At 72.4% G+C, this 17,751-nt stretch carries 16 protein-coding genes; 1 reads left to right on the forward strand and 15 read right to left on the reverse strand.

The window, feature by feature from the left end; translation table 11 throughout:
* Positions 1-248: 248 nt before the first annotated feature.
* The 11 genes from aroQ to ACFW1I_RS26240 all read right to left on the reverse strand — a co-directional run bounded on the left by aroQ (position 249) and on the right by ACFW1I_RS26240 (position 10,898).
* Positions 249-701: a type II 3-dehydroquinate dehydratase gene (aroQ, locus tag ACFW1I_RS26190; protein WP_384674394.1), complete on the reverse strand. Its 453-nt coding sequence runs from the start codon at positions 699-701 to the stop codon at positions 249-251.
* Positions 698-1,795: a 3-dehydroquinate synthase gene (gene aroB / locus ACFW1I_RS26195; protein WP_384674397.1), complete on the reverse strand. Its 1,098-nt coding sequence runs from the start codon at positions 1,793-1,795 to the stop codon at positions 698-700. Before aroB ends, aroQ begins: the two co-directional genes overlap by 4 nt.
* Positions 1,792-2,310 (reverse strand): shikimate kinase, encoded by a 519-nt coding sequence (locus ACFW1I_RS26200; RefSeq protein WP_384674400.1) that lies wholly within the window; start codon positions 2,308-2,310, stop codon positions 1,792-1,794. The genes aroB and ACFW1I_RS26200 overlap by 4 nt, the downstream gene beginning before the upstream one ends.
* A complete protein-coding gene (aroC, locus tag ACFW1I_RS26205; protein ID WP_384674403.1) occupies positions 2,307-3,491 on the reverse strand; it encodes a chorismate synthase in 1,185 nt (394 codons plus the stop codon). Before aroC ends, ACFW1I_RS26200 begins: the two co-directional genes overlap by 4 nt.
* A 193-nt stretch (positions 3,492-3,684) precedes the next feature.
* On the reverse strand, positions 3,685-4,140 hold the full coding sequence (locus tag ACFW1I_RS26210; RefSeq protein ID WP_384674405.1) for a serine/threonine protein kinase: 456 nt from the start codon (positions 4,138-4,140) through the stop codon (positions 3,685-3,687).
* Positions 4,141-4,261: 121 nt separating this feature from the next.
* On the reverse strand, positions 4,262-5,104 hold the full coding sequence (locus tag ACFW1I_RS26215) for a shikimate dehydrogenase (RefSeq protein ID WP_384674408.1): 843 nt from the start codon (positions 5,102-5,104) through the stop codon (positions 4,262-4,264).
* The gene (mltG, locus tag ACFW1I_RS26220; RefSeq protein WP_384674411.1) at positions 5,088-6,857 is read right to left on the reverse strand and encodes an endolytic transglycosylase MltG; all 1,770 of its coding nucleotides are present in this window, start codon (positions 6,855-6,857) and stop codon (positions 5,088-5,090) included. Before mltG ends, ACFW1I_RS26215 begins: the two co-directional genes overlap by 17 nt.
* A gap of 101 nt (positions 6,858-6,958) precedes the next feature.
* Positions 6,959-7,423, reverse strand: coding sequence for a Holliday junction resolvase RuvX (ruvX, locus tag ACFW1I_RS26225; RefSeq protein ID WP_123954413.1), 465 nt, complete (start codon positions 7,421-7,423; stop codon positions 6,959-6,961).
* Between the two features lie 2 nt (positions 7,424-7,425).
* Entirely contained in the window at positions 7,426-10,095 is a 2,670-nt protein-coding gene (alaS, locus tag ACFW1I_RS26230) for an alanine--tRNA ligase (protein WP_384674414.1), read from the reverse strand.
* Positions 10,095-10,454: a DUF6167 family protein gene (locus ACFW1I_RS26235; protein WP_031005544.1), complete on the reverse strand. Its 360-nt coding sequence runs from the start codon at positions 10,452-10,454 to the stop codon at positions 10,095-10,097. Before ACFW1I_RS26235 ends, alaS begins: the two co-directional genes overlap by 1 nt.
* Positions 10,455-10,460: 6 nt before the next feature.
* Positions 10,461-10,898, reverse strand: a complete 438-nt coding sequence (locus ACFW1I_RS26240; protein WP_031005542.1) for a DUF948 domain-containing protein — start codon at positions 10,896-10,898, stop codon at positions 10,461-10,463.
* A gap of 168 nt (positions 10,899-11,066) precedes the next feature.
* Between ACFW1I_RS26240 and ACFW1I_RS26245 the strand changes: the two genes are divergently transcribed.
* Positions 11,067-13,226 (forward strand): ATP-binding protein, encoded by a 2,160-nt coding sequence (locus ACFW1I_RS26245; RefSeq protein WP_384674417.1) that lies wholly within the window; start codon positions 11,067-11,069, stop codon positions 13,224-13,226.
* 58 nt (positions 13,227-13,284) lie between these two features.
* Here the strand turns inward: ACFW1I_RS26245 and rpsD are convergent, their stop codons facing one another.
* The 4 genes from rpsD to hisS all read right to left on the reverse strand — a co-directional run bounded on the left by rpsD (position 13,285) and on the right by hisS (position 17,743).
* Complete coding sequence (gene rpsD / locus ACFW1I_RS26250) at positions 13,285-13,899, reverse strand: 30S ribosomal protein S4 (RefSeq protein ID WP_030745475.1); 615 nt, start codon at positions 13,897-13,899, stop codon at positions 13,285-13,287.
* A 363-nt stretch (positions 13,900-14,262) separates the two neighbouring features.
* A complete protein-coding gene (locus ACFW1I_RS26255; protein ID WP_384674459.1) occupies positions 14,263-15,615 on the reverse strand; it encodes a replication-associated recombination protein A in 1,353 nt (450 codons plus the stop codon).
* Positions 15,616-15,667: 52 nt separating this feature from the next.
* The gene (locus ACFW1I_RS26260) at positions 15,668-16,282 is read right to left on the reverse strand and encodes a vitamin K epoxide reductase family protein (protein ID WP_384674420.1); all 615 of its coding nucleotides are present in this window, start codon (positions 16,280-16,282) and stop codon (positions 15,668-15,670) included.
* Positions 16,283-16,480: 198 nt separating this feature from the next.
* A complete protein-coding gene (hisS, locus tag ACFW1I_RS26265; protein WP_384674423.1) occupies positions 16,481-17,743 on the reverse strand; it encodes a histidine--tRNA ligase in 1,263 nt (420 codons plus the stop codon).
* Between the last annotated feature and the right edge of the window lie 8 nt (positions 17,744-17,751).

Here is a 17,751-nt window from a genome sequence, read left to right on the forward strand (position 1 = left end):
GGGTACGGGTCCGTGCCCGCCGGCCGGGGCCGGGCCGGGCGCCCGGCCCGGCTGCTCGGGCGGTGGCAGCGGTCCCCCCACTGCGTGCTGCATCCGGTGCCACTCCGTCTCGTCGGCCTGGTGCGGTGAGGGCGGCCGGAGCGGTGCCTCCGTCGGCCCGTTCCTCCGGTCGCCGGGGATGCCAAAACGTTACCGCCCCGTCCCCCCGCTCGGGGAACGGGCGGGACCCTACCGAAAGTGCCCGACCCTCAGACCTGCGGGTCGAGTTCCTCGGCGAGGGCGCGCAGCGCGAGCCGGTACGAGCCGATGCCGAAGCCGGCGATCGTGCCGGTGGCCACGGCGGCCACCACCGAGGTGTGCCGGAACTCCTCGCGGGTGTACGGGTTCGAGATGTGCACCTCGATCAGCGGGGCGGTGCGCTGCGCGGCCGCGTCCCGCATCCCGTACGAGTAGTGGGTGAAGGCGCCCGGGTTGAGCACGACCGGCAGCCGTCCGTCGGCGGCCTCGTGCAGCCAGCGGATCATCTCGCCCTCGTCGTTGGTCTCCCGGACCTCGACGTCGAAGCCGAGTTCGGCGCCGAGGGTCCGGCAGGACTCGACGAGCCCCTGGTAGGAGGTGGCTCCGTAGATGTCGGGCTCGCGCGAGCCCAGTCGGCCGAGGTTCGGCCCGTTCAGCACCAGGACGCGGCGCGGTGCGCTCATGCGGAGAGCTCCCCGTAGGCGGCGACGAGGACGGACGGGTCCGGGCCCTCCAGGACGGACGGCTTGGCGAGCCCGTCGAGGACGATGAAGCGCAGCAGGTCGCCGCGGGACTTCTTGTCCACCTTCATCGTCTCCAGGAGCTTGGGCCACTGGTCGCCGCGGTAGGTGAGCGGCAGGCCCACGGACTCCAGGACGGAGCGGTGCCGGTCGGCGGTGGCGTCGTCGAGGCGGCCGGCGAGCCGGCCCAGCTCGGCGGCGAAGACCATGCCGACGGAGACGGCGGCGCCGTGCCGCCACTTGTACCGCTCGTTCTTCTCGATGGCGTGCGCGAGGGTGTGCCCGTAGTTCAGGATCTCGCGGCGGCCGGACTCCTTGAGGTCGCCGGAGACGACGTCGGCCTTGACCCGGATGGAGCGGACGATCAGCTCGGCGGTGTGCGGTCCGGCGGGCGTACGGGCCGCCTGCGGGTCCTCCTCGATGAGGTCGAGGATCACCGGGTCGGCGATGAAGCCGGTCTTGATGATCTCGGCGAGGCCGCTGACGAAGTCGTGCACGGGCAGCGAGTCGAGCGCGGCGAGGTCGCACAGGACCCCGGCCGGGGGGTGGAAGGCGCCGACGAGGTTCTTGCCCTCGGCGGTGTTGATGCCTGTCTTGCCGCCGACGGCCGCGTCGACCATGCCGAGGACGGTGGTCGGCACGGCGACCCAGCGGACGCCCCGGAGCCAGGTCGCGGCGACGAAGCCGGCCAGGTCGGTGGTGGCGCCGCCGCCGACGCCGACGATGACGTCGGTGCGGGTGAAGCCGGTCTGGCCGAGCGCCTTCCAGCAGTAGGCGGCGACCTCGGCGGTCTTCGCCTCCTCGGCGTTCGGCACCTGGATGGCGACGGCCTCGTAGCCCTGCTCGGCGAGGTCCTCGCGGAGCGCCTCGCCGGTCTCGGCGAGCGCCTCGGGGTGGATGACCGCGACCCGCTTCGCCTTGTCCCCGATGAGGGTGGGGAGTTCGCCGAGCAGCTGCCGGCCGACCAGCACCTCGTACGGATCCGTGCCGGCGCTGCCGCCGACGTGGATGCGGGTGACTTCCTGGTCCGTGGTCATGCGTCCTTCAACTCCAGTGCGTCGAGGACCGCCGCGGCGACCTCTTCGGGGGTGCGGGTGTCGGTGGCGACCACGACACGGGCGACTTCTTCGTACAGGGGGCGGCGGGCGTCCATCAGCTCGCGCCACTGGCGCCGCGGGTTGACCGCGAGCAGCGGCCGGGCCGCGCCGAGCCCGACCCGGCGCACGGCCTCCTCGACGTCCATCGAGAGGTACGCGACGGGCCGCCCGGCCAGCAGGGCGCGGGTGTCGGCGTCGAGGATCGCGCCGCCGCCGAGGGCGAGGACGCCCTCGTGCTCGGCGAGCGCCGTCGCGACGGCGGCCTTCTCCAGGGCGCGGAAGTGCTCCTCGCCGTCCTCGACGAAGATGTCGGAGATCTCGCGGCCCTCGGCGGCGACGATGTCGGCGTCGGTGTCCCGGTAGGGCGCGCCGAGCCGTTCGGCCAGCAGCGCGCCCACCGTGGACTTGCCGGACCCCATCGGGCCGACGAGGACGACCAGGGGGCCGCCGGTCACCGGATGCGCAGGTTGTCGAGGTAGCCCTGGACGTTGCGGCGGGTCTCGGGGACCGAGTCGCCGCCGAACTTCTCGACGACGGCGTCGGCGAGGACGAGGGCGACCATGGCCTCGGCGACGATGCCGGCGGCCGGGACGGCGCAGACGTCGGAGCGCTGGTGGTGGGCCGCGGCGGCCTCGCCGGTGGCGACGTCGACGGTGGCGAGGGCGCGCGGGACGGTCGCGATCGGCTTCATGGCGGCGCGGACGCGCAGCAGTTCGCCGGTGGTGAGACCGCCCTCGGTGCCGCCGGAGCGGCCGGAGGTGCGCTTGATGCCGTCGTCGGTCCGCACGATCTCGTCGTGGGCCTGGGAGCCGGGCACCCGGGCGAGGTCGAAGCCGTCGCCGACCTCGACGCCCTTGATGGCCTGGATGCCCATGAGCGCGGCGGCGAGCCGCGCGTCGAGGCGGCGGTCCCAGTGCACGTGCGAGCCCAGGCCGACGGGCACGCCGTAGGCGAGGACCTCGACGACGCCGCCGAGGGTGTCGCCGTCCTTGTGGGCCTGGTCGATCTCCGCGACCATCGCCTTCGACGCGTCGGCGTCGAGGCAGCGGACCGGGTCGGCGTCGAGCCGCTCGACGTCGCCGGGGACCGGGTAGACGCCGTACGGGGCCTTGGCGGCGGCCAGCTCGACCACGTGGCTGACGATCTCGATGCCCGCGGCCTCCTTGAGGAAGGACCGGGCGACGGCGCCGAGGGCGACGCGGGCGGCGGTCTCGCGGGCGCTGGCGCGCTCCAGGATCGGCCGGGCCTCGTCGAAGCCGTACTTCTGCATGCCGGCCAGGTCGGCGTGGCCGGGGCGGGGCCGGGTGAGCGGCGCGTTGCGGCCGGTCTCCTTCAGCTCCGAGGGGTCGACCGGGTCGGCCGACATGACCTTCTCCCACTTGGGCCACTCGGTGTTGCCGACCATCACCGCGATCGGCGACCCGAGGGAGAGCCCGTGCCGGACGCCGCCGAGGAAGGTGACCTCGTCCTGCTCGAACTTCATCCGGGCGCCGCGCCCATAGCCGAGGCGCCGCCGCGCGAGGTGGTCCGCCACCAGCTCAGTGGTGACCGGGACGCCGGCGGGAAGACCCTCCAGCGTCGCGACCAGCGCGGGTCCGTGGGATTCCCCAGCGGTCAGCCAACGCAACCTGCTCAACGATGCTCCTCATGCTCGCCTGGGCACTGCGACGACAGGCCCGGACGCGCGGCCCGGACCCGCCACCCACGATCCTCCCACGTCCGGGGCGTGGATCAGGCACGTGTCCGGTCTGCGGACGGGCGCGAGCGACGGGCCGCCCGGCGTTCGACCCGCCGACCCGGCGGCCCGGCGTCGGCGCGGGACGCGGGGATCAGCCGCAGTTGCCCCAGGGGCTGGTGTAGTTGATGTCGTGGGGCAGGCTCGCGCCCCACTCCTCGTAGTAGGCGGAGAAGCGGACGCACTTGCCGGGGGCGTAGAGGTAGACCGGGCCCGCGTAGTACTTGTAGTCGTCCCGGTCGACGATCCAGCTGCCGCCCTCGGCCTGGACGCCGGCCCCCAGTCCCGTCGGGGTGCCGTACTCGGCTCCCATGTCCGGGTGCTTCATCGTGACCACGCAGTTCTTCTTCGTGGACGCGCTGTACAGCAGGAAGACGGTGACGTCCTGTCCCCAGCCGATCGTCTGCTTGCGCTGCACGTAGTAGCTCGACCCGCAGGCCGAGACGGCCGCGCTGTCGGAGATCGCCGCGTTGGCGGTGCCGCTGCCGACGATCACCGTGCCGAGGGCGACGGCGAGGACCGTCAGACCTCGGGATATGGTTCCGCGCACTGTTCCTCCCTGAGAGCACGGCTCCGAAGGCCGTGCGATCAGGAAGGAACCTAGTGATCACGCGTGGGCGTGGCGCATAAGAAATCGGTCAACCGATGGCCGGATACGATCCAAACCTGGGTCAGCGGGCGGCGAGGGCGGCCTCGCCGGCGGCGCGCATGGCGGCCAGCGGGGCCTCGGGGACGCCCGTCATCTGTTCGACCTGGAGGACCGCCTGGTGGACCAGGAGGTCCAGGCCGCCGACCACCTTGCCGCCCTGGTCGGACCAGGCGGCCGCGAGGGCGGTCGGCCAGGGGTCGTAGAGGACGTCGAAGAGGGTGCCGGGGCGGTCCGGGACCGACGCGGCGAGGGGGTCGGTGGTGCCGGCCGGGGTCGTCGCGATCACCAGCGGGGCCGTGAAGGCGTCCGCCGCGTCGTCCCAGGCGGCGGTGCGGACGTCCACGCCGAGCCGGTCCCCCCAGCCGCGCATCTCCTCCGCCCGGGCCTCGCTGCGGACGTACGCCGTGACTGGGCCCGCGCAGACCCGGGCCAGCGCGGCGAGCGCGGAGGACGCGGTGGCGCCCGCGCCGAGGATCGCCGCGGACTCCACCTTCTCGACGCCCCGCTCGCGCAGGGCGGCGATCATGCCGGGGATGTCGGTGTTGTCGCCGACCCGGCGGCCGTCCTCGCGGAAGACCACCGTGTTCACCGCCTCCACGGCGGCCGCCGTGGCGCTGACCTCGTCCAGCAGCGGGATGATCGCCCGCTTGAGCGGCATGGTCAGCGACAGGCCGGCCCACGAGCCGTCCAGCTCCGCGACGAAGCCCGGCAGCGCCGCCTCGTCGACCTCGAAGCGTTCGTAGGACCAGTCGTCCAGGCCCAGCTCCGCGTACGCGGCCCGGTGCAGGACCGGGGAGAGCGAGTGGGCGATCGGCGAACCGAGGACGGCGGCGCGGCGGCGCGGTCCGTTAGTTCGTGTTGGCATTGAACTTTTCCTTGAGCCTCTTGAACTCGTCGTAGGTCTTGGCGAACTCGGTCTTGTTCATGCCGTCGGTCGCCACGAAGTACATCCAGCCGTCCTTGGTCGGATCGAGCATGGCGGCCAGGGCTTCGACGCCGGGGTTGCTGATCGGACCGGGCGGGAGACCGACCTGGGTGTACGTGTTGTACGGGTCCTGGTTGGCGTTCGCCTCCTGCTCCGAGATCTTGATCTCGGACTGGCCCTTCAGGTAGTTCAGGGCGGAGTCGAACTGGAGCTTCCGGTTCGTCTCGATGTTGTCCGGCTGGAGGCGGTTGTAGATGACCTCCGCCATCTTGCGGAAGTCGTCGTGCGTCTTGCCCTCCGCCTGCACGAGGCTCGCGACGGTGAGAAGCTCCCAGGCGTTCTCGACGCCGTGCTTCTTCGCCTGCCCCTCCAGGTCCAGCTTGGTGTACTCGGCGTTCGCCCGGCTGACCATCTTCTTGAGGGCGTCCTCGGGCTTGCCGCCCTTGGCGACCGGGTAGCTCGCCGGGAAGAGGAAGCCCTCCAGGGGGTCCTTGAGCTTGTCGTGGTTCTTGGCCCAGTCGGGCAGGCCCAGGGAGTCGGCCTTCTCGAAGGCGATCTCCTTCGTGGTGCCGGGCTTGAGGTCGAGGCGGGTGTCCAGCTGCTCGTAGACCCAGGCGTTGCGCTTGCCCTCGGGGATGATCAGGTTGGCCTGGCTCGCCGGGTCCAGCATCAGCGCGACCGCGCTCTCCGCCGACATCTCCTTCTTGAGCGTGTAGGCGCCCGCCTGGATCGAGTTGCCCTTGGCGTTCTTCTGCTGCGCCGCCACGAAGGCGTCGACGCTCTTCACGACGCCGGCCTGTTTGAGGATGTTGCCGATCTCGTTGCCGAACGCGCCCTTGGGGATCTCGACCTGGACCTCGCCCGTGCCGGAGCCCGCGTAGTCCGGCGCCTCGCCGAACTGGCCCTGCCAGAACTGGTAGCCGAAGTAGCCGATGCCGCCGACGCCGCCCACGAGGACCGCGGCGACGACGAGGCAGGCGACGCCGTTCTTGCCCTTGCGCTTCTTCTCCTTGCCGCGGCGCTCGCGGTCGCGGTCGTCACCGCCGCGGCCGCCCCGGCCCCGGCGCGAGGACGGTTCGTCGTCCTCGTAGCCGTCCTCGTCGTCGTCGCCGGTGAAGAAGGGGTGCGACTCCTCCGACTCCCGGGGCTCCTGCCGTACGGGCTCGGGCTCCGGCTCGGGCTCCCAGTCGACGACCGGCTGCGGCGGCTGCTGCCGGCGGCCGGGCGGCTGGGGCGGCGGGTACGCGTCGGGCGTGCCGTAGAGGTCGGGCTGCTGGCCGCCGTACGGGTCGGCGGGCGGCGCGTTGTAGGCCATGGCGGCCTGGCCGGTCTCCCAGTTGCCGTCGTACGTCTGTCCGTGCTGCCCGGGCGTGTCGTAGCCCTGGTTCCAGCCGGTCTGACCGTACGCCTGCGGCTGCGCCTGGCCCTGGTCCCCGTACACCTGTGCGTGCGGATCGGCGTAGCCCTGCTGCGGGTACTGCTGCTGATAGGCGGCCTGCTGCTGGTACGGGTCGGCCCCGTAGCCCTGCTGGGCGTACGGGTCCTGGTACCCCTGGCCGCCCTGCGCGTACGGCGTGGCCTGCTGCGGCGGCTGCTGCTGGTACTGCTGCTGACCTTCCCACCCCTGGTCCCCGTAGAGGGGGTCCGTGGGGTGCCACGGTTCGGAGCCCTGGCCCCGGCCATACTCAGTCATCGATCCCCAAACAGCCGCGAGGCTTCCGGACGATCCGCCTCTACGTAGTGCGGCAGCTGTTCGAACACCGCCGCATCGCGCGGAACGTTACCGTATCGCGATCAGATGACCACTTCGACGCCCTCACCGGGCGGATTACCTGATACCCGTTCGGACTCAAGAGCGTTCTGAAGGATGATCACAGCGGCGGCCTGGTCGATGACGGACCGCCCCTTCTTGGACTTCACGCCGGAGGCGCGCAGCCCCTGGGTCGCGGTCACGGTGGTCATCCGCTCGTCGACCAGGCGGACCGGCACCGGGGCGATGCCCTTCGCCATCTCGCGGGCGAAGGCGCGGACCTTGGTCGCGGCCGGGCCCTCCCGCCCGCTGAGCGAGCGGGGCAGGCCCACGACGACCTCGATCGGCTCGTACTCCTCGACGATCTGGCGGAGCCGCCGGTGGGCGGCCGGGACGTCGCGTCCCGGCACGGTCTCCACCGGCGTGGCGAGGACCCCGTCGGGGTCGCACGAGGCGACCCCGATCCGGGCGTCCCCGACGTCGACCGCGATGCGGCGGCCGCGGCGCATCGTCACGCCGTCTCCACCACGAGGCGCTCGACGGCGGCGATGGCCTCGCCGACGGCCGCCGGGTTCTGGCCGCCGCCCTGGGCGACGTCCGGCTTGCCGCCGCCACCGCCGCCGAGGGTCTTGGCGGCCGTGCGGACGAGCTCGCCGGCCTTGAGACCGCGCTCGCGGGCGGCCTCGTTGGTGGCGATGACCGTCAGGGGCTTGCCGTTGGCCGTGGTGAACAGGGCGACGACGGCCGGGCGGTCGGAGGGGATCCGGCCGCGCACGTCGAGGACCAGCCTGCGCAGGTCGTCGGCGCCGGTGCCGTCCGGGACCTGGCCGGTGACCAGGGCGAGGCCGCGGATGTCCTTGGCGGAGTCGACCAGACCGGCGGCGGCCTGGAGGACCTTCTCCGCGCGGAACTTCTCGATCTCCTTCTCGGCGTCCTTCAGCTTGCCGAGCATGGAGGAGATCTTCTCCGGCAGCTCCTCCGGACGGCCCTTGACCAGCTCCTGGAGCTGGGCGACGACCGTGTGCTCCCGGGCGAGGAAGTTGTACGCGTCGACGCCGACCAGGGCCTCGATGCGGCGCACGCCGGAGCCGATGGAGGACTCGCCGAGGAGCTTCACCAGACCCAGCTGGGAGGTGTTGTGGACGTGGGTGCCGCCGCACAGCTCCTTGGAGAAGTCGCCGATGGTGACGACGCGGACCTGCTCGCCGTACTTCTCGCCGAACTCGGCGATGGCGCCCTGCCGCTTGGCCTCGTCGATCGGCATGACCTCGGCGTGGACCTCCAGCTCGCGCGAGAGGACCTCGTTGATCTTCTGCTCGACGTCCATCAGGACCGTGCCGGGGACGGCGTTCGGCGAACCGAAGTCGAAGCGGAAGCGGCCGGGCTGGTTCTCCGAACCGGCCTGGGCGGCCGTCGGGCCGAGGGCGTCGCGCAGCGCCTGGTGGGTCAGGTGGGTGGCCGAGTGGGCGCGGGCGATGGCCCGGCGGCGGCGGACGTCGATGGTGGCGTAGGCGGTGGAGCCCACGGTGACCTCGCCGACCTGCACCGAACCCTTGTGCACCGAGACGCCCGGGACGGGCTGCTGCACGTCGCGGACCTCGATGACGGCACCGGAGTGCAGCCGGATCCGGCCCTGGTCGGCGATCTGGCCGCCGCCCTCGGCGTAGAAGGGGGTGCGGTCGAGGATGACCTCGACCTCGTCGCCCTCGGTGGCGGCCGGCGACGGGACGCCGTTCACCAGCAGGCCGACGACCGTGGACTCGCCCTCGGTGTTGGTGTAGCCGGTGAAGTGGGTGGTGCCGGAGGTGTCGGCGATCTCGCGGTAGGCGGAGACGTCGGCGTGGCCGGTCTTCTTGGCCTTGGCGTCGGCCTTGGCGCGGTCCCGCTGCTCCTGCATCAGGCGGCGGAAGCCGGTCTCGTCCACGGAGAGGCCCTGCTCGGCGGCCATCTCCAGGGTGAGGTCGATCGGGAAGCCCCAGGTGTCGTGGAGCAGGAACGCCTTCTCGCCGGCGAGGACCGTGCCGCCGGCGGCCTTGGTCTCGGTGACGGCGGTGTCGAGGATGTTGGTGCCGCCCTTGAGGGCCTTCAGGAACGCGGCCTCCTCGGCGAGGGCGACCGTCTCGATCCGCTTGCGGTCGGTCTCCAGCTCCGGGTACTGCTCGCCCATGGTCGTGATGACCGTGTCGACCAGCGCGCCGACGACCGGGCCGGTGGCGCCGAGCAGGCGCATGTTGCGGACGGCGCGGCGCATGATGCGGCGCAGCACGTAACCGCGGCCCTCGTTGCCCGGGGTGACGCCGTCGCCGATGAGCATGACCGAGGTGCGCATGTGGTCGGCGACCACGCGCAGCGAGACGTCGCTGTCGTGGGCCTTGCCGTAGGCGACGCCGGTCAGCTCGGTGGCCTTGTCGATGACGACCTTGAGGGTGTCCGTCTCGTACATGTTCTGGACGCCCTGGAGGATCATCGCCAGGCGCTCCAGGCCGAGGCCCGTGTCGATGTTCTTCGACGGCAGCTCGCCGAGGATCGGGAAGTCCTCCTTGCCGGAGCCCTCGCCGCGCTCGTACTGCATGAAGACCAGGTTCCAGATCTCCACGTACCGCTCGTCGTTGACGGCCGGGCCGCCCTCGACGCCGAACTCGGGGCCGCGGTCGTAGTTGATCTCGGAGCACGGGCCGCAGGGGCCGGGGACGCCCATCGACCAGTAGTTGTCCTTCTTGCCGAGGCGCTGGATGCGCTCGGCGGGGACGCCGACGACGTCGCGCCAGATGCGCTCGGCCTCGTCGTCCTCCAGGTAGACGGTGATCCAGAGCTTCTCCGGCTCGAGCCCGTAGCCGCCGTGCTCGACCGGGGTGGTCAGCAGCTCCCAGGCGAGCTTGATGGCGCCTTCCTTGAAGTAGTCGCCGAAGGAGAAGTTGCCGCACATCTGGAAGAACGTGCCGTGGCGGGTGGTCTTGCCGACCTCTTCGATGTCCGGGGTGCGGACGCACTTCTGCACGCTGGAGGCGCGCGTGAAGGGCGGCTTGACCTCACCCAGGAAGTAGGGCTTGAACGGCACCATGCCGGCGGGGACGAGCAGCAGAGTCGGGTCGTCCGCGATGAGCGACGCCGAAGGGACGACGGTGTGCCCGCGCTCCTCGAAGAAGCTCAGCCAGCGGCGGCGGATTTCAGCCGACTCCATCAGTGGTCCTCATTCCGGTTGTACGAGATCGTGCGCGAGGGACGCGACGAGAACGTGGTCGTGGTCTTGTGCGGGGTGGGGCCGAGGGCGGCCCGGCGGCGGGGCTCCGGGAGCTCCCGGTCCGCGGGAGGCGCCGCGTCGAGGCCGAGTGCCTCGCCCAGCTCCGCCTCGCGCTGGACCATGCCCGCCCTCACGTCGAGGGCGAAGTCCTTGAGCCGGTGGCCCGCCTCGATCGCCTTGTTCGCGGCCTGGGCCGCGAGGGACTCGGGGGTCAGCTGCTGGATCTTGCGGTTGACCTTGGTGGTGGCCCAGACGCCGGCGGCTGCGCCGGCCGTGAACCAGAACGTGCGGCGGAACATCGCGGCTCAGCCCTTCTGCTTCCGGCGCCGTGCGCGGGGCACGGTACGGCCGACGATCACAGTACGGCGCCCGGTGGCGGGCGGCACCTCCTCGCGGTCCCGGCCGCGGCCGAGCGCCCTGCGGACCCCGTACCCGAACGCGGCGACCTTGACGAGCGGGCCGCCGAAGGTGGAGGCGACGGTCGTCGACAGCGCGGAGGCGTTGGCGGTGACCTCCTGGACGTCCGAGGCGATGGCGTCGACCCGGTCCAGCTGGGTCTGCGCCGAGCGGACGGTCGCCGACGCGTCGGCGAGCAGGGGAACGGCCTGTTCGGTCACGTCCGCCACGAGTCTGGTGGTCGCCCGGAGCGTCTGCGCCAGCCTCGCCAGCACCACGGCGAGGAAGGAGACGAGGATCGCCCAGAACACGGCCACCAGGATCCCGGCAACCTCTCCACCGGTCACTGCGCACCGCTCTCTGCTGTCGTCATCGGTCGTTCGGGTCATGCGAAAAGTCGTCCCCCGACCCTATCGCGCCCGGGCTGTCGCGCCGTACCGCATTACCGCCCGTGGGACGCGAGTGACGCGATCAGATTGTACGGAGCGCGCGCGGATGAGTACGCTCCGTGTCCCATGCGACGCAGCAATCTCCCGGCGGAGCTCAACCGGTTCGTGGGCCGGGCCGCCGAGCAGGACGAACTGGCAGCGCTCCTGGCCGGATCGCGACTCGTCACGGTCCTCGGCGTGGGCGGGGTGGGCAAGACCCGGCTGGCCCTGAGGACCGCCGCGGCGGTGCAGAAACGCTACGGCGAGGAGGTACGGCTCGCGGAGCTGGCCCCGCTGCGCGACCCGGAGCTGGTCGAGCACGCCCTCGTGGAGGCGCTCGGCCTGACCGACCACACCCGCCGCCCCCCGCGCGAGGTCCTCCTCGACCACCTCGCCGAGCGCCGGCTGCTCCTCGTCCTCGACGGCGTCGAGCACCTGGTGGACGTCTGCGCCCCGCTCGTCCACGAACTGCTCGCGGCGGCCCCGGGGCTGACCGTGCTGGCCACCGGCCGCCGCCCGCTGCGGATCCCGGGCGAGACGGTGCTGACGCTGGCGCCGATGGGCGAGCCGGACGCCCTGACGCTGCTCGCCGAGCGGGCCGCCCGGGCCGGCGCGCCCGCCCTCGCGGACGACGCGTCGGTACGGGAGCTGTGCCGGCGGCTCGACGGGATCCCGCTCGCGCTCGAACTGGCGGCGGGCCGGCTGCCGCTGCTCTCCGTGGAGCAGCTGCTGGCCCGGCTCGACGACCGCTTCCGGCTGCTCGGCGACGGCGGACGCGGGGCCCTCCCCCGCCACCAGACGCTGCGCACCGCCATCGGCTGGAGCCACGAGCTGTGCACGCCGGAGGAGCGGCTGCTCTGGGCGCGGCTCTCGGTCTTCGCCGGTCCGTTCGACCTGGAGGCCGTCGAGTACGTGTGCGGAGGCCCCGATCTGCCGCAGGAGGCGATCCTCGACCTGCTGGGCGGGCTGCTCGCGCAGTCGCTGGTGACCCGGGAGGACACGGCGGCGGGCCCGGGCTACCGGATGCTGGACACGGTGGCGGCGTACGGGGCGGAGTGGCTGGCGGCGCTCGGGGACACCGAGCGGATGCGGCGGCGGCACCGCGACTGGTACATGGGCCTGGCGACCTGGTGCGAGCTGGAGTGGTTCAGCCCCCGGCAGGCGGAGGTGGCGGCCCGGACGGCGGTGGCGCTGCCGAACCTGCGGGCGGCGCTCGACGTGTGCCTGGAGGCGCCGGACGACGCGCACCTGGCCCAGCACCTGGCGGGGACGCTCTGGTTCGCCTGGGTGGGCTGCGGGCGGCTGTCGGAGGGGCGGCACTGGCTGGACCGGGCGCTGGCGCTCGACTCCGGGCACGAGGAGGCGCGGCTGAAGGCGCTGTGGGTGCTCGGCTACGTGGCGGTCCTCCAGGGCGACCCGACGGCGGCGGTGGCCGCGCTGCACTCCTGCCGGGAGCGGGCGCGGGCCTCGCGGAACCGGCTGGCGGAGGCGTACGCGACGCACCGGCTGGGGTGTCTGGCGCTGCTCTCCGACGACTTCCCGCGCGCCGAGGAGCTGCTGGGCCGGGCGCTCGACGCGTACGGCGAGCTGGGCGAGCTGAACAGCAACGTGCTGATGGGCCAGGTGGAGCTGGCGATGGCGCGGGCCTTCGGGGGCGACCTGGAGGGGGCGACGGCGATCTGCCGGGAGGTGCGGGAGGTCTGCGAGGAGCGGGGGGAACGCTGGACGCGGGCGTACGCGCTCTATGTGCTGGCGTACTCGGCGTGGACGCGGGACGCGCTGCCGGAGGCGCGGGAGCTGCTGGTGGAGTGCCTGACGATCAACCACCTCTTCCGCGACCTGGTGGGGGTGGTGCTGGCGGTGGAGCTGCTCGCGCTGGTGACGGTGAGCGAGGGCGATCCGGTGGAGGCGGCGGTGCTCCAGGGCGCGGCGCTGCCGGTGTGGGACGCGGTGGGGATCCAGCTCTTCGGGTCGGGCTCCTTCGACGGGCCGCGGGCGCTGTGCGCGGGGCGGGCGGTGGAGGAGCTGGGCGCCGAGCGGTACGAGGAGGCGTTCCGGCTGGGGCAGGGGCTCTCGCTGGACGAGACGGTGGAGCGGGCGGTGGCGGACCGGCCGGGGGCGGTCGGGGACGGGCGGGCCGGGGTGGCGGCGCCGCGGCCGTTCCGCACCGCGTGTCCGCCGGTGGTGCCGGGAACGCGGAAGCCCGCCGGCTCCCCCACCGGAAAGGGCGGGGAAGCGGCGGGCTGAACACCGCGGGGTGATCCCCCAGCGCTGCCGCTGGGAGGTGCCCCCAACGGCCGCTGGATCAGCGGGCGTAGTACTCGACGACCAGCTGCTCGTCGCAGATGACCGGGATCTCCTTGCGGTTCGGCTCGCGGTCCAGGCGGAAGGCCAGGGCCTTCAGGTTGACCTGGAGGTAGCGCGGGGTCTCGCCGTCGGGGGCGAAGCCACCCTCGCGGGCGACCTGGAACAGGGTCTTCGCGCGGGACTTCTCGCGGACCATCACGACGTCGTCGGGACGGACGCGGAAGGACGGCTTGTCGACCTTGCCACCGTTGACCTGGATGTGGCCGTGGACGACCATCTGACGGGCCTGGTAGATGGTGCGGGCGATGCCCGAACGCAGGACCAGGGCGTCGAGGCGGCGCTCGAGCTCGACGACCAGCGCCTCGCCCGTCTTGCCCTCGGCCTTCTTGGCGCGGTCGTAGGCGCGCGCCATCTGGCGCTCGCTGATGTCGTACTGGGCACGCAGACGCTGCTTCTCGAGCAGACGGACCTTGTAGTCCGAGTTCTGCTTGCGGCCGCGGCCGTGCTCGCCCGGCGGGTAGGGACGGGCCTCGAAGTACTTGACGGCCTTCGGCGTCAGCGCGATGCCGAGGGCACGCGACTTCTTGACCTTGGGGCGGGCCTGGTTCGCCATGAACCAACCTCTCTATCTGAACGAATACGGCTTCACCAGTGGTTAGGGAGGTCGCAATCCGCAGCCGGGAAAACCCTCCGGGTCCGCGAGGGACCTGTCGGGCAGCCGCTTCCCGGTCTGGGCACGTACGTGCAGCACGCGAACGACCCACCGCCGGTCCCGGGAACCCGGGGGGTGGTGGGTGGCACGCGACACCTTCGAGGTGCGCGACGCTCCTGGAAACCCTGCCCGGAGGCCGGGTCTCCTGCTGGCTGTCCCGCTCTGGTGATGCCGGCCTGGGGCCGGACACGGGACGCAGCGATCCCGACCAGTGTACCGGCTCCCCGGAGCGCCGCCGTCCCGGGGCCGGGGCGGCCCCGGGCGTCAGCCGCCGTCGCTCCGCAGACGCTCGCGGACCTTCTCCACCACGTCCGCGTAGCGGGCCTCGGCGCCGTAGCGGGTGGGCTCGTAGTACCGCTTGCCGTGGAGGGCGTCGGGGGCGTACTGCTGGGCGGCGATCGCGCCGGGCACGTCGTGCGGGTAGACGTACCCCTGGGCGTGGCCGAGTTTGGCGGCGCCCTTGTAGTGGCCGTCGCGCAGGTGGGGCGGGACGGGGCCGGCGAGGCCGTTCCGCACGTCCTCGCGGGCGGCGAAGATCGCGTTGGTCGCCGCGTTGGACTTCGGGGCCAGGGCGAGGGCGATGGTGGCGTGGCTGAGGGTGAGGGCCGCCTCGGGGAAGCCGATCATGGCGACGGCCTGGGCGGCGGCGACGGCGAGCGGCAGGGCCTGCGGGTCGGCGAGGCCGATGTCCTCGCTGGCGGAGATCATCAGGCGGCGGGCGATGAAGCGGGGGTCCTCGCCCGCCTCGATCATGCGGGCCAGGTAGTGCAGGGCCGCGTCGACGTCGGAGCCGCGGATGGACTTGATGAGGGCGCTGGCGACGTCGTAGTGCTGGTCGCCGTCCCGGTCGTACGTCACTGCGGCGCGGTCGACCGCCTCCTCGACGGTCTGGAGGGTGATCTCCCGCTCGCCCTTGGCGAGGGCGCCGCCGGCCGCGGCCTCCAGGGCGGTGAGGGCGCGCCGGGCGTCGCCGCCGGCGATCCGCAGCAGGTGGGCGCGGGCGTCGTCCATGAGCTCGACGGCGCCGCCGAGGCCGCGCTCCTCGGTGACGGCCCGGTCCATGAGGCCGCTGAGGTCCTCGTCGGTGAGGGGCTCCAGGGTGAGGAGCAGGGAGCGGGAGAGGAGCGGGGAGATCACCGAGAAGTACGGGTTCTCGGTGGTGGCGGCGATGAGGGTCACCCAGCGGTTCTCGACGGCGGGCAGCAGCGAGTCCTGCTGTGCCTTGGAGAAGCGGTGGATCTCGTCGAGGAAGAGGACGGTCTCCTTGCCGTAGCCGCCGGAGGCGCGGCGGGCGCCGTCGATGACGGCCCGGACCTCCTTGACGCCGGCGGTGATCGCGGAGAGCTCGACGAAGCGCTTGTCGGTGGCCTTGGAGACCACGTACGCGAGGGTGGTCTTGCCGATGCCGGGCGGGCCCCAGAGGATCACCGAGGAGGCGCCGGCGGGGCCGGTGCCCTCCCCGACGAGCCGCCGCAGCGGTGAGCCGGGCTTGAGCAGGTGCCGCTGGCCCACCACCTCGTCGAGGGTGCGGGGGCGCATCCGGACCGCCAGCGGGCTGCTGGACGGGTCCTTCTCCTGGCGTTCTTCGGCGGCTGCGGTAAAGAGGTCGGGCTCCACGTCCATGAAGCCTAGGTCACGCCACCGACAAGCCGGGCGGGCGCGGTCGCCGTCAGCTCGTCCAGAAGTCCCACCAGCGGGTGAGGATCAGCATGCCGATGATCCCGAGGTGCAGGACGGGCAGGACCCAGGTGAACTCGGCGAAGAAGGTCCGCAGCCCGGCCGGGGCGGGGATGACGCCGTTGCGGACGTTGTGCGAGGTCACGTACCAGAACATGACGATGGTGGCGGCCCAGGCGAGGCAGCACCACAGGCAGAGCGAGTTGATCTCGTACAGCGACTGCTGCATCAGCCAGGTGCAGAAGCCGACGCCGAAGAGGGTGCCGGCGTTGAGGCCGAGCCAGTACCAGCGGCGGTAGCGGGCGCCGGCGAGGAGGCCGACGCCGATGGCGATCACCATGGCGTAGGTGACCAGGCCGAGCATGGGGTTGGGGAAGCCGAAGACCGACGCCTGCTCGCTCTTCATGATGTTCCCGCAGGACACGATGGGGTTCAGGCTGCACCCGGGGACGAAGTTCGGGTCCTCCAGGAGCTTGAACTTGTCGATGGTGATCACCCAGGCGGCGAGCAGCCCGGCCGCCCCGGTGACCACCAGGAGCCAGGCGAGGCCCTTGCTCGCGCCGATGGTGCCCGCCGTGCCCGTCGTCTCCGCGTCGGCTTTCGTCATGCCTGTCGTCGCCTTCTCACTCGCTCGCCGGCCTTGTGGCCACGGACATTCTGCAACAAGGGGTATACGGGCGAGCGTTCGTACGGGATAAGGGCCGGACGGCCCCGGTCGGGAGCCGGAGGTCCCCGCGGGGCGTCCCGGACGCGGAAGGGGCCCGGCCGCACACGGCGGACCGGGCCCCTTCCCTGGCGAGGGGGCTCAGCCGAGCAGACCGCGGACCGCGTCCAGGACCTCGTCGAGGGCGACCGCGCGCTGCTCGCCGGACTCCATGTCCTTGACCTGGACCACGCCCTCGGCGAGGTCGCGCTCGCCGGCGACCAGCGCGATCCGGGCGCCGGAGCGGTTGGCGTCCTTCATCGAGCCCTTGAGGCCCTTGCCGCCGAAGGAGAAGTCGGCGGCGACGCCGGCCCGGCGCAGCTCGGTGACCTTGCCGAAGAGGACGCGGCGCGCCTCCTCGCCGAGGGCCACCGCGAAGACGCTGGTGGTGGCGGGCAGGTCCAGCTCGACGCCCTCCGCCTCCAGGGCGAGGACGGTCCGGTCGACGCCGAGCGCCCAGCCGACGGACGGCAGCGAGGGGCCGCCGATCATCTCGGAGAGGCCGTCGTAGCGGCCGCCGCCGCCGACGGCGGACTGGGAGCCGAGGCCGTCGTGGACGAACTCGAAGGTGGTCCGGGTGTAGTAGTCGAGGCCGCGGACCAGCTTCGGGTCGTCCTCGAAGACGACGCCGGCGGCGGTGATCAGCTCGCGGACCTGCTCGTGGTACGCCTTGCAGGCGTCGCACAGGTAGTCGCGTAGCAGCGGCGCGTCGACGAGCTGCTTCTGCACGTCGGAGCGCTTGTCGTCGAGGACCCGCAGCGGGTTGATCTCGGCGCGGCGCAGGGTCTCCTCGTCGAGGTCGAGGCCGCGCAGGAAGGTCTGCAGGGCCTCGCGGTAGACGGGGCGGCACTCCTTGTCGCCGAGCGAGTTCAGCAGGATGCGGAAGTTCCGCAGACCGAGCGAGCGGTACGCCTCGTCGGCCAGGATGATCAGCTCGGCGTCCAGGGCCGGGTCCTCGGCACCGATCGCCTCGGCGCCGACCTGCGAGAAGTGGCGGTAGCGGCCCTTCTGCGGCCGCTCGTACCGGTAGTAGGAGCCCGAGTACCAGAGCTTGACCGGCAGGTTGCCCTGCTTGTGCAGGCTGGCCTCCAGGGCCGCGCGCAGCACGGAGGCGGTGCCCTCGGGACGGAGGGCCAGCTTGCTGCCGCCCTTGGTCTCGAAGGCGTACATCTCCTTGGTCACGATGTCGGTGGACTCGCCGACACCGCGGGCGAAGAGGTTCACGTCCTCGAAGCCGGGGGTCTCGACATAGCCGTAGCCGGCCCGCCGCACCGGTGCGGCGATCGCGTCCCGTACCGCCAGGTAGGTCGCGGAGAACGGCGGGATCAGGTCGTACGTGCCCTTGGGGGCCTTGAAGGTGCTCACGGAGGTTC

The organism is Streptomyces sp. NPDC058955, assembly GCF_042741435.1.
GTDB lineage: Bacteria > Actinomycetota > Actinomycetes > Streptomycetales > Streptomycetaceae > Streptomyces.